General features: G+C 72.4%; 23 protein-coding genes and 2 tRNA genes. 21 read left to right on the top strand and 4 right to left on the bottom strand.

Going from position 1 to position 25121, the window contains the following annotated elements:
• The first annotated feature begins 40 nt into the window (after positions 1-40).
• The 3 genes from rplU (at position 41) to obgE (ending at position 2194) form a co-directional block, all read left to right on the top strand.
• On the top strand, positions 41-361 hold the full coding sequence (gene rplU, locus FHS38_RS01480; RefSeq protein ID WP_130877714.1) for a 50S ribosomal protein L21: 321 nt from the start codon (positions 41-43) through the stop codon (positions 359-361).
• An 11-nt stretch (positions 362-372) separates the two neighbouring features.
• A complete protein-coding gene (gene rpmA / locus FHS38_RS01485) occupies positions 373-630 on the top strand; it encodes a 50S ribosomal protein L27 (protein ID WP_116211787.1) in 258 nt (85 codons plus the stop codon).
• Positions 631-757: 127 nt separating this feature from the next.
• Positions 758-2194: a GTPase ObgE gene (obgE, locus tag FHS38_RS01490; RefSeq protein ID WP_184729823.1), complete on the top strand. Its 1437-nt coding sequence runs from the start codon at positions 758-760 to the stop codon at positions 2192-2194.
• 197 nt (positions 2195-2391) lie between these two features.
• Here obgE and FHS38_RS01495 read toward each other — a convergent pair whose 3' ends face one another.
• Positions 2392-4455: a hypothetical protein gene (locus FHS38_RS01495; protein ID WP_184729825.1), complete on the bottom strand. Its 2064-nt coding sequence runs from the start codon at positions 4453-4455 to the stop codon at positions 2392-2394.
• A 304-nt stretch (positions 4456-4759) separates the two neighbouring features.
• Here FHS38_RS01495 and proB point away from each other — a divergent pair, with 304 nt between their 5' ends.
• The 5 genes from proB to FHS38_RS01520 all read left to right on the top strand — a co-directional run bounded on the left by proB (position 4760) and on the right by FHS38_RS01520 (position 10056).
• Positions 4760-5839, top strand: a complete 1080-nt coding sequence (gene proB, locus FHS38_RS01500) for a glutamate 5-kinase (RefSeq protein WP_229821929.1) — start codon at positions 4760-4762, stop codon at positions 5837-5839.
• A 293-nt stretch (positions 5840-6132) separates the two neighbouring features.
• A complete protein-coding gene (locus FHS38_RS01505) occupies positions 6133-6618 on the top strand; it encodes a DUF8830 family protein (protein ID WP_184731037.1) in 486 nt (161 codons plus the stop codon).
• Positions 6619-6729: 111 nt separating this feature from the next.
• The gene (locus FHS38_RS01510; RefSeq protein WP_229821894.1) at positions 6730-8055 is read left to right on the top strand and encodes a glutamate-5-semialdehyde dehydrogenase; all 1326 of its coding nucleotides are present in this window, start codon (positions 6730-6732) and stop codon (positions 8053-8055) included.
• A 50-nt stretch (positions 8056-8105) separates the two neighbouring features.
• Positions 8106-8777, top strand: a complete 672-nt coding sequence (locus tag FHS38_RS01515) for an SCO2584 family spore wall biosynthesis protein (RefSeq protein ID WP_184729829.1) — start codon at positions 8106-8108, stop codon at positions 8775-8777.
• Between the two features lie 163 nt (positions 8778-8940).
• Complete coding sequence (locus FHS38_RS01520; RefSeq protein ID WP_184729831.1) at positions 8941-10056, top strand: SCO2583 family membrane protein; 1116 nt, start codon at positions 8941-8943, stop codon at positions 10054-10056.
• Between the two features lie 177 nt (positions 10057-10233).
• Here FHS38_RS01520 and FHS38_RS01525 read toward each other — a convergent pair whose 3' ends face one another.
• Positions 10234-11364: a M48 family metallopeptidase gene (locus FHS38_RS01525; RefSeq protein WP_184729833.1), complete on the bottom strand. Its 1131-nt coding sequence runs from the start codon at positions 11362-11364 to the stop codon at positions 10234-10236.
• Positions 11365-11455: 91 nt separating this feature from the next.
• Between FHS38_RS01525 and FHS38_RS01530 the strand changes: the two genes are divergently transcribed.
• From FHS38_RS01530 to FHS38_RS01565, 8 genes are all read left to right on the top strand, one after another.
• Positions 11456-11626: a hypothetical protein gene (locus FHS38_RS01530; protein ID WP_184729835.1), complete on the top strand. Its 171-nt coding sequence runs from the start codon at positions 11456-11458 to the stop codon at positions 11624-11626.
• A gap of 108 nt (positions 11627-11734) precedes the next feature.
• Positions 11735-11896, top strand: a complete 162-nt coding sequence (locus FHS38_RS01535) for a hypothetical protein (RefSeq protein WP_184729837.1) — start codon at positions 11735-11737, stop codon at positions 11894-11896.
• Between the two features lie 55 nt (positions 11897-11951).
• The gene (gene nadD / locus FHS38_RS01540) at positions 11952-12563 is read left to right on the top strand and encodes a nicotinate-nucleotide adenylyltransferase (protein ID WP_184729839.1); all 612 of its coding nucleotides are present in this window, start codon (positions 11952-11954) and stop codon (positions 12561-12563) included.
• A 41-nt stretch (positions 12564-12604) separates the two neighbouring features.
• The gene (locus FHS38_RS01545; protein WP_184729841.1) at positions 12605-14284 is read left to right on the top strand and encodes an LCP family protein; all 1680 of its coding nucleotides are present in this window, start codon (positions 12605-12607) and stop codon (positions 14282-14284) included.
• A gap of 119 nt (positions 14285-14403) precedes the next feature.
• Positions 14404-14844, top strand: a complete 441-nt coding sequence (rsfS, locus tag FHS38_RS01550; RefSeq protein WP_130877705.1) for a ribosome silencing factor — start codon at positions 14404-14406, stop codon at positions 14842-14844.
• Entirely contained in the window at positions 14841-15518 is a 678-nt protein-coding gene (locus FHS38_RS01555; RefSeq protein WP_184731041.1) for a histidine phosphatase family protein, read from the top strand. The genes rsfS and FHS38_RS01555 overlap by 4 nt, the downstream gene beginning before the upstream one ends.
• A gap of 126 nt (positions 15519-15644) precedes the next feature.
• Positions 15645-15717: transfer RNA gene (locus FHS38_RS01560), tRNA-Ala, on the top strand.
• A 267-nt stretch (positions 15718-15984) separates the two neighbouring features.
• On the top strand, positions 15985-16218 hold the full coding sequence (locus tag FHS38_RS01565; protein WP_130877703.1) for a hypothetical protein: 234 nt from the start codon (positions 15985-15987) through the stop codon (positions 16216-16218).
• Here the strand turns inward: FHS38_RS01565 and FHS38_RS01570 are convergent.
• Positions 16197-17447 (bottom strand): glycosyltransferase 87 family protein, encoded by a 1251-nt coding sequence (locus tag FHS38_RS01570; RefSeq protein ID WP_229821893.1) that lies wholly within the window; start codon positions 17445-17447, stop codon positions 16197-16199. The two genes, FHS38_RS01565 and FHS38_RS01570, sit on opposite strands and share 22 nt — an antisense overlap.
• Before the next feature lie 166 nt (positions 17448-17613).
• Between FHS38_RS01570 and FHS38_RS01575 the strand changes: the two genes are divergently transcribed.
• Positions 17614-17686, top strand: a tRNA-Ala gene (locus FHS38_RS01575).
• 503 nt (positions 17687-18189) lie between these two features.
• Here the strand turns inward: FHS38_RS01575 and FHS38_RS01580 are convergent.
• The gene (locus FHS38_RS01580) at positions 18190-18942 is read right to left on the bottom strand and encodes a hypothetical protein (protein WP_184729843.1); all 753 of its coding nucleotides are present in this window, start codon (positions 18940-18942) and stop codon (positions 18190-18192) included.
• Between the two features lie 354 nt (positions 18943-19296).
• On the opposite strand from FHS38_RS01580, the gene leuS reads away from it, so the two are divergent.
• The 4 genes from leuS (at position 19297) to FHS38_RS01600 (ending at position 25117) form a co-directional block, all read left to right on the top strand.
• A complete protein-coding gene (leuS, locus tag FHS38_RS01585) occupies positions 19297-22143 on the top strand; it encodes a leucine--tRNA ligase (RefSeq protein ID WP_184729846.1) in 2847 nt (948 codons plus the stop codon).
• Between the two features lie 155 nt (positions 22144-22298).
• Complete coding sequence (locus FHS38_RS01590) at positions 22299-23036, top strand: hypothetical protein (RefSeq protein ID WP_184729848.1); 738 nt, start codon at positions 22299-22301, stop codon at positions 23034-23036.
• A gap of 62 nt (positions 23037-23098) precedes the next feature.
• A complete protein-coding gene (locus tag FHS38_RS01595; RefSeq protein WP_184729850.1) occupies positions 23099-23944 on the top strand; it encodes a DegV family protein in 846 nt (281 codons plus the stop codon).
• Between the two features lie 234 nt (positions 23945-24178).
• A complete protein-coding gene (locus FHS38_RS01600) occupies positions 24179-25117 on the top strand; it encodes a ComEA family DNA-binding protein (protein ID WP_229821892.1) in 939 nt (312 codons plus the stop codon).
• Positions 25118-25121: the final 4 nt, after the last annotated feature.

Genomic DNA, 25121 nt, shown 5'->3' on the forward strand with positions numbered 1-25121 from the left:
CATCAGAGGTCCCGATTACCAGCGAGAGAGTGAGATCCGCGTGTACGCAGTTGTGCGTAGCGGTGGTCGCCAGCACAAGGTTGCTGTCGGCGACATCGTCGAGGTTGACAAGATTTCCGACGGCAAGGTGGGCGACTCTGTCGAGCTCTCCACGCTGCTCGTGGTCGACGGCGAGTCCGTCACCAGCGACCCGTGGGTGCTGGCCGGGATCAAGGTCCAGGCCGAGATCGTGGACCACCACAAGGGTGCCAAGATCGACATCCTGAAGTACAAGAACAAGACCGGCTACCGCAAGCGCATTGGTCACCGCCAGCAGTACACGGCGATCAAGGTCACCGGCATCCCCACGGCTGCGAAGTAAGGGACTGAGACATGGCACACAAGAAGGGCGCATCGTCCACTCGGAACGGTCGCGACTCCAACGCTCAGCGGCTCGGCGTCAAGCGCTTCGGCGGCCAGGCCGTCAACGCCGGTGAGATCCTGGTCCGCCAGCGCGGCACCCACTTCCACCCGGGCACGGGCGTCGGTCGCGGTGGCGACGACACCCTGTTCGCGCTGGCCGCCGGTGCGGTGCAGTTCGGCACCCACCGTGGTCGCAAGGTCGTGAACATCGTCCCGATCGCTGAGTAATCAGCTTTTCGGCACGACATAACACCTTTCCGAGGGCGGGCCTGCTTTTTCCGGTGACGGGGAAGCTGGCCCGCCCTCGACGTGTTTAGTAACAGAGACATCCCCGTATTCATCTGGAGGCACCGCAATGACCACCTTCGTGGACCGCGTCGAGCTGCATGTCGCCGCGGGTAACGGAGGCCATGGCTGCGCCTCCGTTCACCGTGAGAAGTTCAAGCCGCTGGGCGGCCCGGACGGCGGCAACGGCGGCCGTGGCGGCGATGTGATCCTGGTCGTCGACCAGTCGGTCACCACGCTCCTCGACTACCACCACAGCCCGCACCGGAAGGCCGGCAACGGCGCGCCCGGCGCCGGTGACAACCGCTCCGGCAAGGACGGCCAGGACCTGATCCTGCCGGTGCCGGACGGCACCGTCGTCCTGGACAAGCAGGGCAATGTCCTCGCCGACCTCGTCGGTCAGGGCACCACCTTCATCGCCGGCCAGGGCGGCCGCGGCGGCCTCGGCAACGCCGCGCTGGCCTCGGCCCGCCGCAAGGCCCCCGGCTTCGCGCTGCTCGGCGAGCCCGGCGAGTTCCGTGACATCGTCATGGAGCTCAAGACCGTCGCCGACGTGGCGCTGGTCGGCTACCCGAGCGCGGGCAAGTCCTCGCTGATCTCGGTGCTCTCCGCCGCCAAGCCGAAGATCGCGGACTACCCGTTCACGACGCTGGTCCCGAACCTGGGCGTGGTGACCGCCGGTTCGACCGTCTACACCATCGCGGACGTCCCGGGTCTGATCCCGGGCGCCAGCCAGGGCAAGGGCCTCGGCCTGGAGTTCCTGCGGCACGTCGAGCGCTGCTCGGTGCTCGTGCACGTCCTGGACACGGCGACCCTGGAGTCCGACCGTGACCCGGTCTCGGACCTGGACGTCATCGAGGCCGAGCTGGCGCAGTACGGCGGCCTCGACGACCGGCCGCGCATCGTCGTCCTCAACAAGATCGACATCCCGGACGGCCAGGACCTCGCCGACATGATCCGCCCGGATCTGGAGGAGCGCGGCTACCAGGTCTTCGAGGTGTCCGCCGTCGCCCGTACGGGCCTGAAGGAGCTCTCCTTCGCGCTGGCCGGGATCATCGGCGCGGCGCGCGCCGCGAAGCCGAAGGAGGAGGCGACCCGTATCGTCATCCGCCCGAAGGCCGTGGACGACGCCGGCTTCACCGTCACCCTGGGCGAGGACGGCCTGTACCGCGTCCGCGGCGAGAAGCCGGAGCGCTGGGTCAAGCAGACCGACTTCAACAACGACGAGGCCGTCGGCTACCTGGCCGACCGGCTCAACCGTCTCGGTGTCGAGGACGCCCTGCTCAAGGCCGGTGCCCGGTCCGGCGACGGCGTCGCGATCGGCAGCGAGGAGAACGCGGTCGTCTTCGACTGGGAGCCGTCGATGGCCGCCGGTGCGGAGATGCTGGGCCGCCGTGGCGAGGACCACCGTCTGGACGCCCCCCGCCCGGCCGCCGTCCGCCGCCGCGACCGCGACGCGGAGCGGGACGAGGCGGACCAGGAGTTCGAGAAGTTCAAGCCGTTCTAGCGGATCGGGGTGGCTGCGAGGTCGCCCCGTGTCCCGGACGGAGTCCGGGAGAGCCGTAGAGGCCCTCGAGTGTGGGGCGGGACAGTCCGCCCGACGCTCGAGGGCCTTCGTGCGGGCCCGTACGGCCCGCTGAGGGCATGGGGAAGGCCCCGGGAGGAAATCCTCCCGGGGCCTTCCCCATGCCCTGTACGGACGGCTCAGGCGGCGCCGACCGGCGGCCCCGCGGTGAGCGTCTCGCGCTGGGCCGGGATCTCGGCCGCCATGCGGGCCTCCATCCGGACGCGGCGCTCGTCGGCCTTCTCGCAGAGCGCGAGGGCGGCCTGGTTGAAACGGACCAGCGACGGCGGATCGGACGGGCCGAGCAGCTCGACCTTCAGCTCCGCACGAGCCGCCGCGAGGGCGTCCTGGCCGGGCGCGCGGACGGCCGCGAGCAGCGTCCGCACCTCCTCCGCCTCGGGGCTGAGGATCGTGGCCGCGCTGACGGTCGGGAAGCCCGCGCGGAACTCCTCCTCGGTCATGCCGCTGGTGTTGGCCACCGCGTACGGCTTCTCACTGATCAGGTAGTCCGAGACGACGCTGGAGACATCGCTGATCAGCAGGTCGGACTGGTTGAAGCAGGTGTAGAGGGCGGGCCGGGCGGCCGTGATGATCTGGTGCTCCCAGACCGGCAGCGAGTCCCAGTACGCGGCCTCCCAGGCGGCGGTGGCGTCCGCCACGGTCGCCGCGCGGCCCTTCTCCGGAGCGCCCTGGAGGAGCATGCGCTCGACCTCGTCCGCGCTGGGGCGGAAGGTGCTCGTGGTGAGCCGATCCAGCTCGGCCGTGCGGCGCGCCAGCTCGGCGGCAGCCTCGGGACCGGGGCGGGGACCGCCGCGGCGGGCGTTGGCCTCGCGGATCATGGCCTGGATGCGCTCGTTGGCGCGGCCGGCGCGCGGGTCGACGGAGCCGGTCATCGGGTGCGGCTTGTAGAGCAGCCGGACCTTGGGGTCGGCGAGCAGCTCGCGGACGATGTTCTCGCCGGCCAGCATCACCGAGGTGTTGCCGGGCTGGCCGTCCCAGCCTTCCCAGGTCGGGGCGTACAGCACGGTGGTGAAGCCCTCGGCGGCGGCCTTGCCGCGCGGCGCGGTGTACGGCTGGATCGGCGCGAGCTGCGGGCGGCCGACCTCGACGACGTCACGGTCGTCGACGCCGATGTCGGCGAGCTGGTAGCGCTCGCGGGCGGCGGGGCCGGCGACCCAGATCTCGTCGTACGCCTTGGAGTACGGGTTGCAGCTGGAGAGCTTGTCGCTCTCGCCGTGGTTGGTGAAGGCGTGCTTGATCGACGGCATGCGCAGGACCTGCGAGGTCTTACCGGAGTTCGCCGGGTGCAGCAGCATCTTCAGCGACGACTTCTCCAGGGCCATCAGGTGCACGACCTTGGGGATGCAGACGATCGGCACGTCGGTGGCGTCGATCTTCTGCACCATGAAGCGCTCGCGGAGCACGATGACGGGGTTGCCGTCCAGCTCGGCGAGGGTCGAGAGCCACATGTTGGCCTGGTAGGCCGAGCTGGTGCCGCCGGAGAAGTACATGCCGGTGGTGGGCTTGTAGTCGGTCAGCCAGGCGTCCAGCCACTCCAGGGCCTGCTGCTCGTTCGCGATGCGCTTCTTGGGCCGCAGCCAGGTGGCCAGGTAGAGGGCGCCGCCGAGGGACAGGGCGAAGGCGATGCCGACGCCGATCTCGCCCCACAGGGCCTTCTCGGTGCCCGCGGTGATCAGCACGCCCGCCGTGGCGGGGGCGGCGAAGCGCAGCAGCCGGCGGCCCTGCTGGCGGGCCAGCAGGCGCGGCGGCGCGGCCGACAGGCGCAGGCCGGAGGTGTCGACGTTCCGGGTCAGGAACGGCAGGGTGCGGCTGCGGCGCACGAGGATCGCGACGGCCTGGCAGCCGAAGTGGGCGCCGTAGAAGAGCAGCAGCCCGATGAACAGCGGGGTGTACTCGTGCAGCGGGCCGTCGCCGTGCACGCGCAGCAGCCCGACCATGATCAGCATGTCGCGCAGCAGCTGACGCACGGTGACGTCGAAGCGGACCTTGCCGAGCAGCGAGAGCAGACCGGGGTCTCGGTGCTGGAGATAGAGATCGAGCGCGAGGCCCGCCGCCGAGGCGGTGATGAAGAGCGGCACGTTGGGCAGCAGCGCACCCACGAGCTGAGCGGCGAAGAACGCCAGCATCGCGAGCAGCGCCGCGAGCTGTACGACTCGGCGGGAGACGGATCCGGCAGAAGGCACTGGGCGGGCTCCTGGCAGGAGGGCTAGGGGGTGAGGGAGACCGCGATGGACAACGGTCGGCTACCGACCGTATGACGGCGGCTGGGCCAGGAGCAATCTTCCCCGACGGCAATCATCGCAAAATAGGGCCGAACGACCACAATCCTCAGGCGGTAGATTTGCGGGCCGGAAGCAGGCACACCAGCGGCGATCACAGGGGTGTACGTACGTGACAGGGGCAGGGACGCGGCAAGAGGCCGGTCAAGCGGTCGGTCGGGAAGCCGGTCAGGAGCTCCGGCAGGAGGTCGTGGGCGCCCGCAGGATCGTGGTCAAGGTGGGATCCTCGTCACTCACCACCGCGGGCGGGGGGCTGGACGCCGACCGGGTTGACGCGCTGGTCGACACGCTGGCCAAGGCCGGCGGGGAGAAGGAGATCGTGCTGGTCTCCTCCGGTGCCATCGCCGCGGGTCTCGCACCGCTCGGCCTGGAGCGGCGCCCCCGCGACCTCGCCCGCCAGCAGGCCGCCGCCAGCGTCGGCCAGGGCCTGCTCGTCGCCCGCTACACCGCCTCCTTCGCGCGCTACGGCCGCCGTGTCGGCCAGGTGCTGCTGACCACCGACGACACCAGCCGCCGCGCGCACTACCGCAACGCCTACCGGACGCTCGACCAGCTGCTGGCCATGGGCGCCGTCCCGGTCGTCAACGAGAACGACACCGTCGCCACGGACGAGATCCGCTTCGGCGACAACGACCGGCTCGCCGCCCTCGTCGCCCATCTCGTACGGGCCGACCTGCTGATCCTGCTCTCCGACGTCGACGCCCTCTACGACGGCGACCCGAGCATCCCGGGCACCACGCGGATCGCCGAGGTCACCGGCGAGAAGGATCTCGACGGCGTCTCCGTGGGCAGTGCGGGCAAGGCGGGCGTGGGCACCGGCGGCATGGTCACCAAGGTCGAGGCCGCCCGGATCGCGGCCGCCGCCGGCATCCCGGTCGTCCTCACCTCCGCCAGCCGGGCCGCCGACGCCCTCGGCGGCCGCCCGGCCGGCACGTTCTTCCACCGCACCGGCCGCCGCTCCGCCGACCGGCTGCTGTGGCTCGCGCACGCCTCCACCCCGCGCGGGTCCCTGACGCTGGACGACGGCGCCGTGCGGGCCGTGGTCGAGGGGCGCGCGTCGCTGCTCCCGGCGGGCATCGCGTCCGTCGAGGGTGAATTCACCGCGGGTGACCCCGTCGAGCTGCGGGACGCCTCGGGGCGGGCCGTCGCCCGGGGGCTGGTCAACTTCGACGCCCGGGAGATCCCCCGGCTGCTCGGCCGCTCCACTCGTGACCTGGCCCGGGACCTCGGACCCGCGTACGAGCGCGAGGTCGTGCACCGCGATGATCTGGTCGTGCTGCGCCCCTGACGGCCGTCATCCCGGGGCGAGAGTGTGAGGTAAGTCCAGCCTTTCCATGGAGACCTTGAGTAAAACCGCCACACGGCCGCCCGCAGACTGGTCAACTTTGAGCATGGGGGCCGTCGCGGACGGGCGGTGCCCGCGGGCAGCACGTGGTCCGCACCACCGGACACGGTAAGCACCACCGAAACCAGCAGCACCAGCAGCAGCCGGACCAGCACAGCGGGACCCAGAGCGGGAACCGGCACCACACCGCTCCGCCGCACGTGCGCGGAGCAGCGATCAACAGGAGGCCGTCGGTGGTGAGACGAGGGCGCCCAGGGGCGCTGCCCCGGGGGACGGCGGAGCGGACACTGACCAGCGTCGGGACGGGCGACGCGGTGGACGGGACGGCGGGGCCCGCGGGGCCGGACGGAGCGGGCGAGACCGTGCAGGACCGCGGCGAGGTGTCCCGGCTGTGGCACGTCACCCTCAGCGTCTCGGGGTCCGAGGCGCCGCTGGGGGAGGTGCGGCGGGCCCTCGAGCAGCTCGCCCACGACCACCCTTTCCTGCTGACCAGCCGCTACGCCAACGACCACGCCGAGATCCGCTACTGGGAAGAGGCGCGTGATCTGCACGACGCCGCGGCGGTGGCGCTGCGGCTGTGGGGCGAGCACCGCTCGACCGCCCGGCTGCCTCCCTGGGAGATCGTCGGCCTGGAGGTCATCGACCGCGAGACCTACCACCAGCGCATCGCGGAGGGCTACGGCCCGCTGCCGGCCACCCCGGTGGGCGTCCACCCGTTCTAGCCGGGGCAGCGGGGCCGGACGGGCCGGCCGGGGCGACGGCCGCCCCTCCGCGGTGTCCCGCACTGTGGAATGCGGAGTGGCTCCCGCGCGCGGCGGGGCTAGGCTGCCGCCATGAGCAGCAGTGTCTTCCCCTCCCCCCTCGCCGACCCGATGCCGCAGTCCCCGGTGCTGCGGGCCGCCTACCGCGCCCGCGCCGCCGCCGCCGACCTGGCGCCACTGCCGCGCTCGGCGAAGGACGAGGCGCTGCTGGCCATCGCCGACGCGCTGGAGGTCCGCACCCGGGAGATCGTCGAGGCCAACGCCGAGGACGTCGAGAAGGCCCGGGCCGCCGGGACCAGCGAGACCGTCATCGACCGGCTGACCCTCACCCCCGAGCGCGTCCGGGCCATCGCCAAGGACGTCCGGGACGTGGTGGCCCTGCCCGACCCGGTCGGCGAGGTCGTCCGCGGCTCCACCCTCCCCAACGGCATCGACCTGCGCCAGGTGCGGGTGCCGCTCGGTGTCGTCGGGATCATCTACGAGGCCCGGCCGAACGTGACCGTGGACGCGGCGGCCCTCTGCCTGAAGTCCGGCAACGCCGTCCTGCTGCGCGGCTCGTCCTCCGCCTACGCCTCCAACACCGCCCTGGTGCGGGTCCTGCGCGACGCCGTCGGCGGTGCCGGGCTGCCCGCCGACGCCGTGCAGCTGGTGCCGGGCGAGAGCCGGGAGTCCGTCCGGGAGCTGATGCGCGCCCGCGGCATGGTCGACGTGCTGATCCCGCGCGGCGGTGCCTCGCTGATCCGCACGGTCGTCCAGGAGTCCACGGTCCCGGTGATCGAGACCGGCACCGGGAACTGCCACGTCTACGTCGACGCCGAGGCCGATCTCGACATGGCCGTGGAGATCCTCCTCAACTCCAAGGCGCAGCGCCCCAGCGTCTGCAACGCCGCCGAGACCCTGCTCGTCCACCAGGACATCGCGGAGCGGTTCGTGCCGCGGGCCGTGGCCGCCCTGGCCGAGGCGGGCGTGACCGTGCACGCCGACGAGCGCTTCCAGGCGCTGGCGGAAGGGGGGCCCGCGACCGTCGTGCCGGCGACCGTCGAGGACTGGGAGACCGAGTACCTCTCGTACGACATCGCCGCCGCCGTCGTGGACTCGCTGGACATGGCCGTACGGCACATCCGGCTGTGGTCCTCCGGTCACACCGAGGCGATCGTCACCACCTCGCAGGCCGCCGCCCGCCGGTTCACCCAGCTGGTGGACTCCACCACGGTCGCGGTCAACGCCTCGACCCGCTTCACGGACGGCAGCCAGTTCGGCTTCGGCGCGGAGATCGGCATCTCCACGCAGAAGCTGCACGCCCGGGGTCCGATGGGGCTGCCGGAGCTGACGTCGACCAAGTACATCGTCACGGGTGACGGCCATGTGCGCGGCGGCGCCGGACCCGTCGCGTCCTGAATTCCCGTAGCGGCTGCGCGGATTGAGCGGTTCGGGTCTAATCTGGACGGGTGCCGGACGATGTGGGGGGCAAGCCGTTCCCGGACGGCGAAGAGCCCGACAGTCACCGCCACGGAGACGCGGACGAAGAGTTCGCCTCCGTGGTCTTCGATGAGGAGTTCGTGCGGTCCGCCGTGATCCACGAACCGTCCGCGGCCGAGCGGACGCTCGCCGCCGAGCGGGCGCGTGCCGAGGCCGACGCCGCCCGGGCCCGGGCGGGCGCCGGCCCCGCCGACGACGACCCCCGTGACGATGTTTTTGAGGGTTACGAGGGTCCCGAGGGCTACGACGGTTATGCCGGGCCCGGCCCCGAGGGCCGTCCCGCGACCGGCCAGCCCTCGGCCCGGCCGGGGGAGTGGCACGGTCTCGCCCACGACCTCGACCCCGACGACGCCTACGGCCCGTACGGGCGCTACGGCACGGCCCGGGGGCCCTACCGCGGCCATGCCCGCTGGCACCGCCCGGTGGCCTGGCTGCTCGCCGTGCTGATGGGCATCGGCGTGGTCGCCCTGGCCTTCGCCGCCGTCTACCGCGGTGCCTCCTCCGGCGACCGGGGGGATCCGGCGCCGCCCCCGGCGACCACCGGGGTGGACGCTCCGGCGGCCGGACGGCCCGGCCCGTTGCCCTCCGTGTCCGCCGATTCCGAGCCACCGGTGGCCTCCGCCGCGCCGGGCCGGAGCTGACACCTCCAGCCGGTCACCCACCGTGACCGCCCGGCGTGCGGTGACCGGCCGCCGAAGCATGGGCCAAGGCATGGGGTGCCGCTGCCCGGCGATCCGAACCCTCCGTGGAACTTGTCGTGTACCAGGGCGTTTACCGAAGCCCCGGCGGACCTACTCTTGGAGTATGGACGGGCCGCGAGACCCACCCGAGGGGCCGCCCGAGGGCGCCCCGGGTAGCGGGGACGACGAGTACCGATCGGTCGTCTTCGACGAGTCCTTCGTGCGCGCTGCCAGGCTCCAGGAGTTCTCGGCGCAGGAGCGTATGGTCGACCACGCCCACGCCGTCCGCAGCCGCCACGTCTGGGCGCGCATCGGCGCGTCCCGGCAGGTCCTCGTCCTGATACTGCTGATCACCATGGCCTTCGGCACCGCCGTCTACATGGGCCTGCGTCACCCGTACGAGGAGCCCCGGCCGCCGACGGCCGAGGCGCTGCGCACCACGCTCGTGCCGCTCGCGCCGCGCGACCCCGTGCCGGGCGGGATCTCGGCGCGGGAGCTGCTCGACCACAGCCCGGCGGCGCAGTTCCGCGACGGCGAGGAGGGCATCAATCTGCCGCCCGCCCGGCGCACCCAGCACTTCTCCGAGAGCCTGGTGATGACCGCGCTCGCCACCGCCAAGGAGTACACGCTGAAGTCGGCGCTCGACCGCGCCACGCTCACCGGTGGTGCCCAGCGCGGCGTCCGGCTGCTGCTCGACCCGTCCCAACTCGACCAGTTCGACCGCAGTTTCACCAAGCCCGTCGACGACGGGCGGCATGCCGCCACCGGCTGGCTGGTGCGCTTCGACCCGACGCAGATCGCGCTCGCCGACGTGCCCGTGCGGACCCAGGGGACGTTCTCCCTCACCGAGACGACGCCCGGCACGCTGGAGGTCGCCGCCGACCACACCTTCGTCTACGCCGTGCACGCCGTGCGGGCGGGCGGCGGGCAGCACGCGGGGGAGCCGGGGCAGGGCGAGGACCGGGCGTCGCTGTTCACGGTGCGGCGGCAGATGCGCTTCCGCTTCGACCGGGACGATCTGCAGGGGCACCACGTGGAGGTCCTGCAGAGCCACGTCCAGGCCGGGCCGCAGTCCTGCTCGGCCGACGACGCGAGCCATCTGCGGCCGCTGCTGGCCGGGCAGCGGGCCGGTACCGACCGGCCGGCCGACACCGACCCGTACGCGACGGGCCGGGAGTCGGCCGCCCTGTGCGGCGTCATGGCCCCCAGCGCCCAGCCGAGCCTGCCGGGGGCGTCCTGAGTTTCGCCGGGCCGGCGTCTTCGGCTGCGGGCCGTCTTTGCCGCCTGCGGCGGCGGGCGCCCTGCGGGCGCGTCCTCAATCGCCGGACGGGCTGGTTTGGGCCGAGGCCGACCACTCCCCCAGCGGGCTGGGGGAGATTGAGGGCACCTCCGCGCAGCGGAGGTGCGAACGGCCCGGCTAGGGCCGCGGCTCCCCAGGAGGGTCCTTCGGGTCCTTACCGGGCGCCCCGGGGCCTTCCTTGGGGGCGGGCCCAGGGCCACCGCCGAAGGCGTCCCGCAGCCGGCCGCCCAGGTCGGACGCCCCGCCCGCGATGTCCCGCACGAGGCCCATCAGCGGGTCCTTGCTGGAGCGCACCGTCTCGGCGTAGTGGTTCGCGGACTCCCGGAAGGAGTCGGACACCGAGGCGTCCTTGTCCTCCGCGCGGCGCGGGTAGTGGCCGTCCATGATGCGCTGGTAGTCGCGGCTCTCGGCCCACTTCTTCAGCTCGGCGGCGCGCACGGTCGTGAAGGGGTGGGTGCGCGGCAGCACATTGAGGATCTTGAGCACGGAGTCGCGAAGATCGCCGCCCGCCTCGTACTCCTCGGCCTGGGCGAGGAACGCGTCCACGTTCATCTCGTGCAGGTGGTTGCCGCCCGCGATCTTCATCAGACCGCGCATGGAGGCCCGCAGATCCTGTCCCACCAGCAGGCCCGCCCGGTCCGCCGACAGCTCCGACTTGCGGAACCACTCGCGCAGCGCCGTCACGATCGCCATCACCGCGAGGTTGCCCAGCGGAATCCAGGCGATCTTGATCGCGAAGTTGGTCAGGAAGAGCAATATCGTCCGGTAGACCGCGTGTCCGGACAGCGCGTGGCCCACCTCGTGGCCCACGACCGCCCGCATCTCCTCCTCGTCCAGCAGCTCGACGAGGCCCGTGGTCACCACGATGATCGGCTCGTCCAGGCCGATGCACATGGCGTTCGGCTGCGGGTCCTGGGTGACGTACATCGGCGGGACCTTGGGCAGGTCCAGGATGTAGCAGGCGTCCAGCAGCATCGCGTGCAGATGCTGGAACTGCTGGTCGCTGACCCGCACCGAGTCGGACAGGAACAGCAGCCGCAGGCTGCGCTCGGGCAGCAGCCCGCTGAGCGCCTTGAAGACGGTGTCGAAGCCGCTCAGCTTGCGCAGGGCCACCAGGGCCGAGCGGTCCGCCGGGTGTTCGTACGCCCTGGAGGAGATGTCCGGGAACCGCCTGCGCTCGCGGCCCGGCAGCCGCTTCCCGCCCCCGGCCTTGTCGTCGGCGTTGCTGTCGGAGCTGTTGTCACTCATCGAGACCCCCTCAATGGGCTGATCATGGCTCGTCCCCCGGCTTGCCGGACCCCACCCTAGGCGGTGGCACCGGCATGGCTACCGTGGGGACATGCCGCATATCAATGGTTTCGCCACGCAGCCCGGATTCACCGAGCTGCTCGCCGTGTCCAAGGGCGACCAGGGGCCGGGCACGCTGCTGCGCACGGTCCTCGTCGTCGGCGTGGTGGGCATCGTCCTCCTCGCCTGGTTCCTGTTGCGTGGTTACGGCAACAAGGACTGACGCGCCGGAGTCGGCGTGGGGTTGCGAACGGCCCCCGCATACGATGTGGCAGAAGTCTCCACCCGATCCCTGATCCCCGGATCCCATCCCGGATAGGTCCTGCCGACGATGAACCTCATCACCGCCCACGCCGCCGTCGCCACCCTCGCCTCCGAGGGCGAGCACGTCGACACCCACGAGAGCATCAGCCCGTACATGACCGGCGGCGCCGCCCTGGTCATCCTGCTGCTCCTGCTCTGGATCACCACCCGCTTCAACCGCGACCGCTGACCCCACCGGTCCCTGGGGGCTCGGCGTCGAGCCGCGCCCAGTAGGGTCTGCACGCATGGGAGAGCAGACAGGGCCCGTGAAGCGGCGGCTCGGCGTGATGGGCGGGACCTTCGACCCGGTCCACCACGGCCACCTGGTCGCCGCCAGCGAGGTGGCTTCGCAGTTCCACCTGGACGAGGTGGTCTTCGTACCGACCGGGCAGCCGTGGCAGAAGAGCCACAAGGCGGTGTCACCGGCCGAGGACCGCTATCTGATGACGGTCATCGCCACCGCGTCCAACCCGCAGTTCTCGGTCAGCCGGATCGACATCGACCGCGGTGGCCCGACGTACACCACCGACACGCTCCGCGACCTGCGCGCCCTCAACGACGACGCGGACCTGTTCTTCATCACCGGCGCGGACGCGCTGGCGCAGATCCTGACCTGGCGGGACACGGACGAGCTGTTCTCCCTCGCCCACTTCATCGGCGTCACCCGGCCCGGCCACATACTCGCCAACCCGGGGCTGCCCGAGGACCGGGTCTCCTTCGTCGAGGTGCCCGCGCTCGCGATCTCCTCCTCCGACTGCCGCTCGCGAGTGGCGGAGGGCGAGCCGGTCTGGTACCTGGTGCCCGACGGTGTGGTGCGCTACATCGACAAGCGCAAGCTCTACCGGCACAGCGGCTGAACCGGATCCACTCCGGATCCACAGGGCACTGAGGGGCACTGGTGAACGACCGACAGGACCCGTACGCGCACGACCCGTACGCACAGCAGCCGCAGGTGTACGGCTACGACGCCTACGGACAGCCGGTGTACCAGCCGAACGCCCCGGAGCGCGTGTACGACCAGTACGGCCAAGCGCTCCCGCAGCAGTACGGGCACGATGGCGGGCACGACGGACAGCAGTACGGGCAGGACGGCGGGTACGGCACCGGCGCGACGGGACAGCAGCAGGGCTACGGCCATGACTCGTACGGCGCAACGGGACCGCAGAGTTACGACGCGTACCCGGCCGCACAGCCGCAGACCCGGCAGCAGGAGTGGATCCCCCGGCAGGCGGCTGCCCCCGTCCACGAGGAGCCGGGCCACCGGGAGCAGACGCCGGAGCCGGTGCCGATGCCGGAGCCGCGGCGGGCACCGGACGCCTCCGACGCCCCGGCGGCGCCGGAGTACCGCACCGAGCAGTTCTCCTTCATCGAGGAGCCGGACGAGGACTCCGAGGACGTCATCGACTGGCTCAAGTTCAGCGAGAGCCGCACCGAGCGCCGCGACGAGCGCAAGCGCAAGGGACGCAACCGCGTCGTCGCCCTCGTCGTCGTGCTCGTCCTCGCGCTCGGCGGCGGCATCGGTTACCTCCTGCTCGGCGGCTCCGACGCGAAGAAGGACACGACCGCGAGCGGCGGCGGGCAGAAGCGCGACGTGATCGTGGTGCATCTGCGGCAGACGAAGGGCGGGCTCAGCTCCACCGCCCTCCTCGTCGACAACGAGACCTCCAAGAAGGGCACCACGGTCCTGCTGCCGAACGCACTGGCCGTCTCCAAGGAGGGCGGCGGTTCCACCACGCTCGGCAAGTCCGTGCAGGACGAGGGCACCGGCGCCACCCGGGACGCCCTGAACGCCCTGCTCGGCGCCGACATCAAGGGCAGCTGGCGGCTGGACACCCCCTACCTGGAGAACCTCGTCGACCTGGTCGGCGGCATCGTCGTCGACACCGACGCCACCGTCCCCGGCGCGAAGTCCGGCGACCGCCCGCTGGTCCGGCAGGGCAAGGGGCAGGACCTGAGCGGCCAGATGGCCGTCGGCTACGCCACCCACCGCGCGCCCGGCGAGAGCCCGGACAAGCAGCTGGCCCGGTTCGGCCAGGTCATGCAGGCCGTGCTGAAGAAGATGCCCGGCGACCCCGGCCCCGCCACCACCACGGTGGACTCGCTCGCCCAGATCCCCGACCCCTCCCTGTCGGTCAAGGAGCTCGGCGCCTCGCTGGCCCAGCTCGCGACGCAGGCCAAGAACGGCTCGTACGACACCGCCGTGCTGCCCGTGCAGAAGGACGGGACGCTCAGCGCGCAGGCGACCGACAGCGTGGTCAAGGACGTGCTCGGCGGCACCGTCCGCAACACCGCACCGGACGCGACGCCCCGGGTGAGCGTGAAGAACGCGACCGGAGGCAAGACCGCCACCCAGTCCGCCCAGGTCACGCTCGTCAACAGCGGCTACACCCACGTCGACGCCGGTACGGCCGCGGCCGTCGCCGCCGCCTCCACGGTGACCTACGCGGACGACAAGCGGGCGGCCGAGGCCAAGGAGGTCGCCAAGACGCTGGGCCTGCCGGCCGGCGCGGTGAAGAAGGCGGCGGGCGCGCCCAACGCGGACATCACCGTCACCCTGGGCAAGGACTACAAGGGCTGAGCCGCTGCTCCGGGCTGTTTCGCGGCGGGCTCAGGGCCCGTCCGAAACGGCCCGGAAAGCGGTTGGCGGGTCGTGAGACCCTTGAGAGGTACTGACCCTCTTTATCGAAAGCATGGCTTGTGACCGCCACGGACCGCTCCATCGAGCTGATCAAGGCCGCCGCCCAGGCGGCCGCCGACAAGCTCGCGCACGACATCATCGCGTACGACGTCAGCGACGTGCTGTCGATCACCGACGCCTTCCTGCTCGCCTCCGCCCCCAACGACCGCCAGGTCAAGTCGATCGTCGACGAGATCGAGGAGCACCTCAACAAGGAGCTCGGCGCCAAGCCGGTCCGCCGTGAGGGCGACCGCGACGCCCGCTGGGTGCTGCTCGACTACGTCGACATCGTCGTCCACGTGCAGCACAGCGAGGAGCGCGTCTTCTACGCCCTGGAGCGGCTGTGGAAGGACTGCCCCGAGATCGAGCTGCCGGCCGACGCCGTCGCCACCCGGGGCAAGGCCGCCGAGCACGCCGAGAGCCAGGCCGCCGCGGCCGACCTGGACGGTGAGCTGAGCTGAACGGCGCGGACACCGGCACCACGGCACCCGCCCGGGCCGACCGGGGCCGCCGCATCGTCCTGTGGCGGCACGGGCAGACCGCCTGGAACCTGGAGCGCCGCTTCCAGGGCTCCACGGACATCGAGCTGACGGACACCGGTGTCGCCCAGGCGCGCCGGGCCGCCCGGCTGCTGGCCGCGCTGCGGCCGGACGCCATCGTCGCCTCGGACCTGCGCCGCGCCACGGCGACCGCCGCCGAGCTGGCCGCCGTCACGGGCCTGGAGATCGCCTCCGACGCCGGGCTGCGCGAGACGTACGCGGGAGCCTGGCAGGGCCTGACGCACGACGAGATCATCGCGGTCTACGGCGAGCAGTACGCGGCGTGGAAGCGCGGCGAGCCCGTGCGGCGCGGCGGCGGCGAGCTGGAGACCGAGGTCGCCGACCGGGCCGCCCCGGTCGTGCTCGGCGCGGCCGAGAAGCTGCCGGACGGCGGCACGCTCGTCGTGGTCAGCCACGGCGGCACGATCCGCACCACCATCGGGCGGCTGCTGGGCCTGGAGCCGGGGACCTGGGAGTCGCTCGGCGGCCTCACCAACTGCTGCTGGTCCGTGCTGGGCGAGGGCGCGCGCGGCTGGCGTCTGCTGGAGCACAACGCCGGCACGCTCCCCGAGCCGGTGCTCGGCGACGACGTCTGAGCCGGCCCGAAGGACCGACGCCGGCGGCCTGCCGGGACCGGATTTCACATCTGGGCAGGTCGCAGGCTAAAGTTCTTCTTGTTCGCGGGAAACGCCGGGGGAAACGCCGGAAGACCTGAGAACAGCGGGGCTATAGCTCAGTTGGTAGAGCGCCTGCATGGCATGCAGGAGGTCAGGAGTTCAATTCTCCTTAGCTCCACAATCCGGACGATCCCGTCTCCCTCTCAGAGGGAGGCGGGATTGTTTGCTGTTGCGGCACGTTCCCATGGCAGAATCGGACGGCCGGGTGCGGACGGGGCCGAAGGGGAGGGAAAGCGTCATGTCGCTGTGCGTCCTCAAGGGGGTCGACGTTCCTCGCGGCGCGGCTTCCCGCCACGGGCACGATGCGTACAGACGCGTTCACGGACGCGTTCACAGCTGCGATTCCTCTCTCCGCACGGCCCGCCGCCACAGTGGGAGCTGACCGATGGGTGCACACAGCCGGAAGTGCGACTGGTGCGGCAGCGGAACGCCGATCGTCCGCGACATGGAGCCGCTCAACTCCGCGTATCAGTACTGGTGTGTGGAGTGCGCGCGGGCGCTGATCATAAAAGGCGACCCCATCGAGACCTACCGTGAGCTCGAGGGCGAGCCGATCTACGGCCGGCTGCTCGACGAGCACTGCGCATTGAAGCGCTTCTACTCCTTCGCCAGGGCCTGAGGCTCCGCCAGCGGCGCGCCCCCGGGCCGCGGGTGCCGTCGGCCGGTGAGCCCCACAACGGCCGCCAGCGCCAAGAAGGCCGCGCCGAATGCCGGATAGCCGGCGGACAGCAGCATCTGGCCGCCGTTCTGGTGGAGTTCGAGCCGGGCCTCGGAGACGTGCGGGACCCACCACAGGGCGTACGAGAAGAAGAGCGCGCCGGTGCCCGCGGCCACCGCCCACCACGCCGCGCTGCGCCGGGCCGCGGCCTCCGAGACGAGCAGCAGCGTCATCGGGACGCACCACACCCAGTGGTGCGACCACGAGACGGGGCTGACGATCAGCGCCGTCGCCGCGCAGGAGAGCGCCCCCCAGGCCGGCGCGGTCGGTGCGGGCCCCCGCAGCCGCGCCCTGACCGCGACCCCGAGGCCGAGCAGGGCCACGGCCGAGGCGACGACCAGCCACCACGGGCCGGGGTCGCCGGTGTGCAGCAGCCGGGCGAGGACGCCGCGCAGCGACTGGTTGGCGGTGTCCTCGGCGGGCCCGGCCCGCCCGGCGGCGAACACGGTGCCCGTCCAGAAGCGGCGCGCGTCGTAGGGGAGGGCGAGGGCGCCCAGGGCCACCGTGCCGGCGAACGCGGCGGTGGCGACGAGGGCCTGCCGCAGCCAGGAGCCCGCCCCGGGCCGCCGTGCCAGGCCCGAGAGGGCCAGGAAGACCACGAAGAGCGCCGGGGTGAGCTTGATGCCCGCCGCCAGGCCGGTGCCCACACCCGCCCAGCGGTGGTCCGACGGCCGGGTCAGATCCCACAGCACCAGCACGGCGAGCAGCAGATTCACCTGCCCGTAGCGCAGCGTCGTCCACACCGGTTCGCACCAGACGCACAGGGCGGCGGCCGCGAGGGTCACCGCCGCGCGCGGCGGGCGGTGGCCGATCAGCCGCAGCGAGAGGTGGACGAGCGAGATGAGCAGCGCGAGGTTGGCGAGCGTCGCGAGAACGCGCAGCGGGGTGGTGGCGAGCAGGGTGAGGGGGGTGAACAGCAGTGCCGCGAAGGGCGGGTAGGTGGCGAGGAGGCGCGCGTGGGTGGCGCGCATCGCGTAGAGGTCGCCCCCGGTGCGTACGGTCCATCCCTCCGCCCGGTAGACCAGCAGGTCGATCATCGAGACGTGGGCGAGGTGCTGGGCCAGCCAGAGGCAGCCGAAGGAGACCACGCAGCCCGCACCGGCGAGCAGCGTGCCGCGGCGGGCTGTCACGAGGCTCGGCTCCGGGAACCTCCGGGACAAATCGTCATCAGACGGACGACGCTACCCTGTGCGGGCTCGTTTCAAGCGCTGACGGGCCATCGATTTGGCAGATGGCGGGGAGGTCCGTGTAATGTAGTCGATGTCGCCGGGGGAACCGGGCGGGAAAACAAAACAAGGGGCTATAGCTCAGTTGGTAGAGCGCCTGCATGGCATGCAGGAGGTCAGGAGTTCAATTCTCCTTAGCTCCACAGTGAATGAACGGGTCGTCCGAATCGGGCGGCCCGTTCAGCGTTTTCCGGACCACCTTTCGGATCGCCGGTTCGGGTCGCCGTCGCGCGCCCGCGCCCGCTCTCGTTCCTGTTCCTGTTCCTGTTCCTGCCTCCCGGCCCTCCGGGCCCTCTGGTGCCCCCGTCCGGGTGGGGGAGGGCAGCGGCGGCACGCCCGCCGTGCCGCGCCCGCAGCCGCCGCCCAGGGCATGGGCCGCCAGCCAGTGCGCCACCCGCACGGTCTCGCCGAGCGGGCAGGTGTGCCCCGGCAGCGGCAGTACCGCGCCCGCGCCGAGCGTCCCGCCGGCGGTGGCGAGGGCGTCGTGGGAGGCGCCGGGTCAGCCCCTCCTCGGTGAGGCGCGGCACGGAACCGTGTACGGCCAGGTGCGCCCGGCGGTCCAGCCGCTCGGCCTCGTCGAACCCGGCCGTCAGCCGCGGCAGCCCGAGGCCGATGACGGCCGGCAGCTCGGGGAGCGGGCCCCCGGTCACCGGTTCCGGCCCGACGTCTCGCGCGCGAGGTGGCGCGGCGAGCGGGCGGCCGGGCCGGGCGCCCCGAGCGCGTACGGCGGGCGGGGGCGCGGCACGGCCGGTGCGCCGCGCCGGGCATGGGCGCCGCCCGCCGGGGCCGGGTGCCGGACGGGCACCTCGACCGCCCGGGGCGCCTCGGCCCGTCGGCGGCGGGCGCGCACGAACCGTGCGACGAGCGCCCCCGCCACGGCCGCGAGGCAGAGCGCGTAGCAGCCGGTCACCCAACCCGCCGGGGTGCGGCCGGACTTGAGGCCGTGCAGGACCGCGGCGCACCAGGCCGGGTACGCGCAGGCGTGCAGGGCGCGCCACCGGCGGGCGGCGTGCCCGCGCCCGGCGAAGGCGCTCCGCAGGGCACCGCTCGCCGCGGCGAGCACCATGAGGTACCCGGCGAGCGCACCGAGCCCGATCAGCCCGTCCGTGCTGCCTGGGCCGCCTGGGTCGCCTGGGCCGCCCTTCCCGTCCGCACCGGACGGGAAGGGCAGCAGCGCGGCAGGGCCCACCCGGGCGTCCGCCACCTTGAGCGTGACGTGCACGAGGAGGAAGCCGAGCGCGCAGACTCCGGTCGCGCGGTGCACGCCCTGGGCGAGCAGCCGGTCGCGCGGGGACAGCAGCAGCCGGTCGGTGGCGAGGAGCCCCCAGGCGACGGTCGCGGTGAGCGAGACCAGGGCGAGGACGCCGCCCGTGTGGTCGAGGAAGCGGTGCAGGTCCATGCCCCCGAACGCTAGGGAGCGCGTAGGGCGTACGTTCCGCTTCGCGCAACCTCGACGACCGGGGGCCTCGCGACTGCTAGCGTCGGTCCGTTCTGCGGTGTTCCGCCGGATAAACCCGGCCACCTTCGAACCCGCCCCGGGGGACTACGGCGGCGGCCGTCTGTGCGGGCCCTTCGGCCGCTGCGGTAACCTGACCCCATGCGTGCCGTACGCCTTCTGCTTAGCGGGCCGCGCTGATCAAAGCCGACCGGTGACAGTCCGGTCGGCATCGGCGCGGCGTCCCCTCCTGTGCGAGGGGCTTTTTCATTTCCCGGACCGCATGCAGAGACGACGATCGATGGAGCTTTGAGGACGATGAGCGAGACCACTTCCGCCGCCGAGCCGGCTGCCCCGCACCGCTACACGGCCGCGCTGGCCGCTGACATCGAGGCACGCTGGCAGGACTTCTGGGACGCCGACGGCACCTACGAGGCGCCCAACCCCACCGGTGACCTGGCGGGCGATGCCGAGATCGTCGCCCGGCCCAAGAAGTTCATCATGGACATGTTCCCGTACCCCTCGGGTGCGGGCCTGCACGTCGGCCACCCGCTGGGCTACATCGCCACCGACGTCTACGCGCGCTACCACCGCATGACGGGCCACAACGTCCTGCACACCCTCGGCTTCGACGCCTTCGGCCTGCCCGCCGAGCAGTACGCCGTGCAGACCGGTACGCATCCCCGGGTCTCCACCGAGGCCAACATCGACAACATGAAGGCACAGCTGCGCCGGCTGGGCCTGGGCCACGACAAGCGCCGGTCCTTCGCGACGATCGACCCGGACTACTACAAGTGGACCCAGTGGATCTTCCTCCAGATCTTCAACTCCTGGTACGACGCGGACGCGCGGAAGGCCCGGCCGATCAGTGAGCTGGTTGCCCAGTTCGAGAGCGGCGAGCGGGAGGTTCCCGGCACGCGCGCGTGGAGCGAGCTGAGCGAGGCCGAGCGCGCCGACGTCCTGGGCGAGTACCGCCTGGCCTACGCCTCCGACGCGCCCGTCAACTGGTGCCCCGGTCTGGGCACCGTCCTGGCCAACGAGGAGGTCACCGCCGACGGCCGCTCCGAGCGCGGCAACTTCCCCGTCTTCAAGTCCAAGCTGCGCCAGTGGAACATGCGGATCACCGCCTACGCGGACCGCCTGATCGACGACCTGGACGCGCTGGACTGGCCCGAGGCCATCAAGCTCCAGCAGCGCAACTGGATCGGCCGCAGCGAGGGTGCCCGCGTCGACTTCCGCGTCGCCGGCCGCGACGAGAAGATCACCGTCTTCACCACCCGCCCCGACACCCTCTTCGGCGCCACCTACATGGTGCTGGCCCCCGAGCACGGGCTGGTCGACACCGTCGTCCCCGCCGAGTGGCCGCAGGGCACCAAGGACGCGTGGACCGCCGGCGCCCGCACCCCGGCCGACGCCGTCGCCGCCTACCGCAAGCAGGCGCAGTCGAAGACCGACGTGGAGCGCCAGACCGAGGGCAAGGACAAGACCGGTGTCTTCACCGGCGCGTACGCGATCAACCCGCTGACCGGCGAGCAGATCCCCGTCTTCGTCGCCGACTACGTCCTGATGGGCTACGGCACCGGCGCGATCATGGCCGTACCCGGCCAGGACGAGCGCGACTGGGAGTTCGCGACCGTCTTCGACCTGCCCATCGTCCGCACGGTCCAGCCCCCCGAGGGCTGGGAGGGCGAGGCCTACGGCGGCCAGGGCCCGGCGATCAACTCCGCCAACGCCGAGATCGACCTCAACGGCATGGAGGTCGACGAGGCCAAGCGCACCGTCATCGCCCACCTGACCGAGCGCGGCATCGGCGAGGGCACCATCAACTTCCGGCTGCGCGACTGGCTGTTCAGCCGCCAGCGCTACTGGGGCGAGCCCTTCCCGATCGTCTACGACGAGGCCGGCGTCGCCCACCCGCTGCCCGAGTCGATGCTGCCGCTGGAGCTGCCCGAGGTCGAGGACTACTCGCCGCGCACCTTCGAGCCCGACGACGCGGACACCTCCCCCGAGACCCCCCTGTCCCGCAACGAGGACTGGGTCAACGTGGAGCTGGACCTCGGCGACGGCGTCAAGCGCTACCGCCGCGAGACCAACACCATGCCCAACTGGGCCGGCTCCTGCTGGTACGAGCTGCGCTACCTGGACCCGCACAACAGCGAGCAGCTGGTCTCCGCCGAGGCCGAGCAGTACTGGATGGGCCCGCGCGAGGGCCAGCCGCACGGCGGCGTCGACCTGTACGTCGGCGGCGCCGAGCACGCCGTGCTGCACCTGCTGTACGCCCGCTTCTGGTCCAAGGTCCTCTTCGACCTGGGCCACATCGCCTCGAACGAGCCGTTCCACAAGCTCTACAACCAGGGCATGATCCAGGCGTTCGTCTACCGCGACAGCCGGGGCATCGCCGTGCCGGCCGCCGAGGTGGAGGAGCGCGACGGGAAGTTCTTCCACCAGGGCGAGCCGGTCAGCCGGGTCCTGGGCAAGATGGGCAAGTCCCTGAAGAACGCCGTCACGCCGGACGAGATCTGCGCCGAGTACGGCGCCGACACCCTGCGCCTGTACGAGATGGCCATGGGCCCCCTGGACGTCTCGCGCCCCTGGGACACCCGTGCCGTCGTCGGCCAGTACCGGCTGCTCCAGCGCCTGTGGCGCAACGTGGTGGACGAGAACACCGGCGAGGTCACCGTCGTCGACGCCGAGCCCGACGAGGCGACGCTGCGCGCCCTGCACAAGGCCGTCGACGGTGCCGGCCAGGACATGGCGAACCTGCGGTTCAACACCGCCATCGCCAAGGTCACCGAGCTGAACAACTTCGTGACCAAGCTGTCGGAGGTGCCCCGCTCCGTCGCCGAGCGGATGGTGCTGCTGGTCGCGCCGCTGGCCCCGCACATCGCCGAGGAGCTGTGGCGCAAGCTGGGCCACTCCGGCTCGGTCGTGCACGAGGCCTTCCCCGTGGCCGACCCCGCGTACCTGGTCGACGAGGCCGTGACCTGCGTCGTCCAGATCAAGGGCAAGGTCAAGGCACGTCTGGAGGTCCCCCCGGCGATCTCCGACGAGGAGCTGGAGAAGGTCGCCCTGGCGGACCCGGCGGTCGTCGCGGCGCTGGGCGGCGCGGGCATCCGCAAGGTCATCGTGCGGGCGCCCAAGCTCGTGAACATCGTTCCGGCGTAACGGTCGTTCCGGGCGATCCACGGTCGTCACGGGCGGTCTGAGGGTTTGTCCCTACGGGCAGGTCGGGGGTTCCGCTGGAACCCCCGGCCTGCCCTTTCCGTTTACGGTGGAGGGGTAACGCAGATCGGTCCGACCGACCCCGTTGAGGAGCGCTCATGGAAGCCGTGGCCGTGATCGTCGCGCTGATGTTCGCGGTCTTCGTCGCGCTCGGGGTGATCGCCGTGGTCAGGTCCGTGCGAGCGGTCAAGCGCGGTGTGGACCGTACCGTCACCCAGGCCCGCCGCACCGTCGAGGACACGCGGCTGAAGGCCAAGCAGTACGTGCAGCCCGGAGCGCCCGGCGAGGTCGCCGAGCTGCGCCTGTCGCTGCGGACGTCGATGCGCGCCACCCAGGAGGCACTGCGGGTCGCGGCGCCGGACGACCCGTCGCTGTCCGAGGCCCTGGCCCTGTTCAAGCGGCTCAGCGCGCACGGCCAGGAGATCGACGCGGACCTCAAGCGGCTGGAGGCCGAGCCGGACAAGGCCCGCGTCGCCGGGAGCCTGCCCGAGCTGCGGGAGCGCGTGGAGCGCGTCACGCACGGGGCGGATTCGCTGCGGTGGGCGGCGCAGGACCGGGCGCGGCAGTTCGCCGACGACGATCTGGCGGTGCTCAGCGAGCAGATCCGGATGGAGGCCGGCGCGCTGCGGCACTGGACGACGGAGGAGGAGCCGCAGGCCACCCCCACGGCGGCCGGATCCGGGGCCCGGACGCCGGGCACGGCGACGGGCGTCGGCACGGAGGGCGCGGCGGCGCCCGGGGCGGAGCCGGAGCGGCCCGCGATCACCGCGCGGGACGCGTGGCGGCAGCCCGGGTACTCCTGGCAGAAGACCCGCAGGCCCGAGAGCACGACCTGAAGTGATCGCGGGCCCCCGGCCCGCACTGCCGTCCACCGGCCCCGGCGGGTAATCTCCGGAGCATGCCCCGCCATGTCGCGATCGTCACCGACTCAACGGCCTACCTGCCGCAGGAGGCGATGGAGCGGCACGGCATCACCGCCGTTCCGCTGGCGGTCGTCCTGGGCGACCAGGTGCTCGAAGAGGGCACCGAGATCTCGGCCCGTTCCGTCGCGCAGGCGCTCCAGAAGCGCAAGCCGGTGACCACCTCGCGGCCCGGCCCCGAGGTCTTCGCCGCCGCCTACCGCGCGGCGGCCGACGCGGGCGCCACGGGGATCGTCTCGCTCCACCTGTCCGCCGAGTTCTCCGGCACGTACGACGCGGCCGTCCTCGCGGCGCGGGAGGCGCCCGTACCCGTGCGGGTCGTGGACACCGGGATGGTCGCGATGGCCCTCGGCTTCTGCGCGCTGGCCGCCGCGGACACCGCCGCCGCCGGCGGCTCGCTCGACGAGGCGGTGGCCGCCGCCGAGAAGCGCGCGCAGGGCACGGCCGCGTACTTCTACGTCGACACCCTCGACTACCTGCGCCGGGGCGGCCGTATCGGGGCGGCACAGGCGCTGCTGGGCTCGGCGCTCGCCGTGAAACCGCTGCTGCAGCTGGACGGCGGCCGGATCGAGATGCGGGAGAAGGTCCGTACGGCCTCCAAGGCCATCGCCCGCCTCGAGGAGATCGCCGTGGAGCGGGCGGCCGCGGCCCCCGTCGACATCGCGGTCCACCATCTGGCCGCCCCCGAGCGTGCGAACGACCTCGCGGACCGGTTGCGCGAGCGGGTGCCGGGGCTGGTGGACCTGCACGTCAGCGAGGTCGGCGCCGTCATCGGGGCGCACACGGGGCCGGGGTTGCTCGCGGTGGTGGTCTCGGCGCGGTAGCGCCAGGGGCGGACCGGGTCGGACGGGTTTGGGCTGGGCTCGGGCTGGGACGGGCTGGACGGGCTCGGCTTGGGCTGGACGGGCTGGGCTTGGGCTGGACGGGCTGGGGCAGGCTGGGAACGGGCCGGGGCGGGTCCCCTGTTCGGGTGGCGGAGTTTTCCACAACCGGCGGGTTATCCACGGGATTTGGGCTGCCGGAGCGGGTTCGCGTGAAGGCGTCTACGGTCACGTTCCATGACGACTCGCTCACGTATCGCGATGCCTGTGGTGCCTTCTCCGTCCGCCGTCTCTGCCGCTTCCGTCTCCGTCTCCGCCGGGCCTGTCGGCAGTCCCGCTCCCGCGCCGCACGAGCGGGCGGTGGCGCTGTTCGGCGGGGCCGGGTCCGTGTCCGACGGTGGGGACGGGCCGGCCGGGGCGCGGCCTCCGGGGCACGGCAGCCCGGATCCGCCCGATTCCGCCCGGCGGCGGGCCGGTTGGCGCGCCGCCGTGGGGGAGCGGATGCCGATGTGGGTGCAACTGCGGTGCGGCATCGAGCCCAGGACCCTCGCCGCGCTGACGGTCGTCCTGATCGCCGCGAGCGTCTTCGCCGCGTATCACTTCTGGACGGGGCGCCCGCAGACCGTGCGGGCACCCGCCCGTGAGATGCCCGCCGCGATGGCGGCCCCGACCGCGGCGGCGGTGCCGACGGCCGTGCCCGCGGCCACAGCGAGCGTCCGCCCCGGCGGCGTCGTGGTGGTGGACGTGGCGGGCAAGGTGCGCAGGCCCGGCATCCAGCGCCTGCCACCCGGATCGAGGGTCGTCGACGCGCTGAACGCGGCGGGCGGATCCCGGCCGGGGACGGACACCACCGGCCTCAACCGGGCACGCGTGCTCACGGACGGCGAACAGATCGTGGTCGGTGCCCCCGCGAGCGCGCCGGCGGCCGGGGCGGCGGGAAACGCGGGCGGTCCGGGCGCGCCGAGCGGTTCAGGGAGCCCCAGCGGCCCGATCAGCCTCAACGCCGCCACGGTCGACCAGCTCGACACCCTCCCGGGCGTGGGCCCCGTCCTCGCCCAGCACATCATCGACTACCGCACCCGGCACGGCGGCTTCCGCTCCGTCGACGAACTGCGTCAGGTCAACGGCATCGGCGACCGCCGTTTCACCGACCTCCGCCCCCTGGTCCAGCCGTGAGCCC

Source organism: Streptomyces netropsis (genome assembly GCF_014203545.1).
Classification (GTDB): domain Bacteria; phylum Actinomycetota; class Actinomycetes; order Streptomycetales; family Streptomycetaceae; genus Streptomyces; species Streptomyces netropsis.

What these genes read in the sequence shown, in the direction of transcription:
- FHS38_RS01600 (WP_229821892.1), top strand. Translation starts at nt 24,179, where the DNA reads ATGACGACTCGCTCACGTATCGCGATGCCTGTGGTGCCTTCTCCGTCC.
- leuS (WP_184729846.1), top strand. Translation starts at nt 19,297, where the DNA reads ATGAGCGAGACCACTTCCGCCGCCGAGCCGGCTGCCCCGCACCGCTAC.
- FHS38_RS01535 (WP_184729837.1), top strand. Translation starts at nt 11,735, where the DNA reads ATGAACCTCATCACCGCCCACGCCGCCGTCGCCACCCTCGCCTCCGAG.
- obgE (WP_184729823.1), top strand. Translation starts at nt 758, where the DNA reads ATGACCACCTTCGTGGACCGCGTCGAGCTGCATGTCGCCGCGGGTAAC.
- FHS38_RS01565 (WP_130877703.1), top strand. Translation starts at nt 15,985, where the DNA reads ATGGGTGCACACAGCCGGAAGTGCGACTGGTGCGGCAGCGGAACGCCG.
- FHS38_RS01510 (WP_229821894.1), top strand. Translation starts at nt 6,730, where the DNA reads ATGAGCAGCAGTGTCTTCCCCTCCCCCCTCGCCGACCCGATGCCGCAG.
- FHS38_RS01520 (WP_184729831.1), top strand. Translation starts at nt 8,941, where the DNA reads ATGGACGGGCCGCGAGACCCACCCGAGGGGCCGCCCGAGGGCGCCCCG.
- nadD (WP_184729839.1), top strand. Translation starts at nt 11,952, where the DNA reads ATGGGAGAGCAGACAGGGCCCGTGAAGCGGCGGCTCGGCGTGATGGGC.
- FHS38_RS01580 (WP_184729843.1), bottom strand. Translation starts at nt 18,942, where the DNA reads ATGGACCTGCACCGCTTCCTCGACCACACGGGCGGCGTCCTCGCCCTG.
- rpmA (WP_116211787.1), top strand. Translation starts at nt 373, where the DNA reads ATGGCACACAAGAAGGGCGCATCGTCCACTCGGAACGGTCGCGACTCC.
- FHS38_RS01525 (WP_184729833.1), bottom strand. Translation starts at nt 11,364, where the DNA reads ATGAGTGACAACAGCTCCGACAGCAACGCCGACGACAAGGCCGGGGGC.
- FHS38_RS01590 (WP_184729848.1), top strand. Translation starts at nt 22,299, where the DNA reads ATGGAAGCCGTGGCCGTGATCGTCGCGCTGATGTTCGCGGTCTTCGTC.
- FHS38_RS01530 (WP_184729835.1), top strand. Translation starts at nt 11,456, where the DNA reads ATGCCGCATATCAATGGTTTCGCCACGCAGCCCGGATTCACCGAGCTG.
- FHS38_RS01595 (WP_184729850.1), top strand. Translation starts at nt 23,099, where the DNA reads ATGCCCCGCCATGTCGCGATCGTCACCGACTCAACGGCCTACCTGCCG.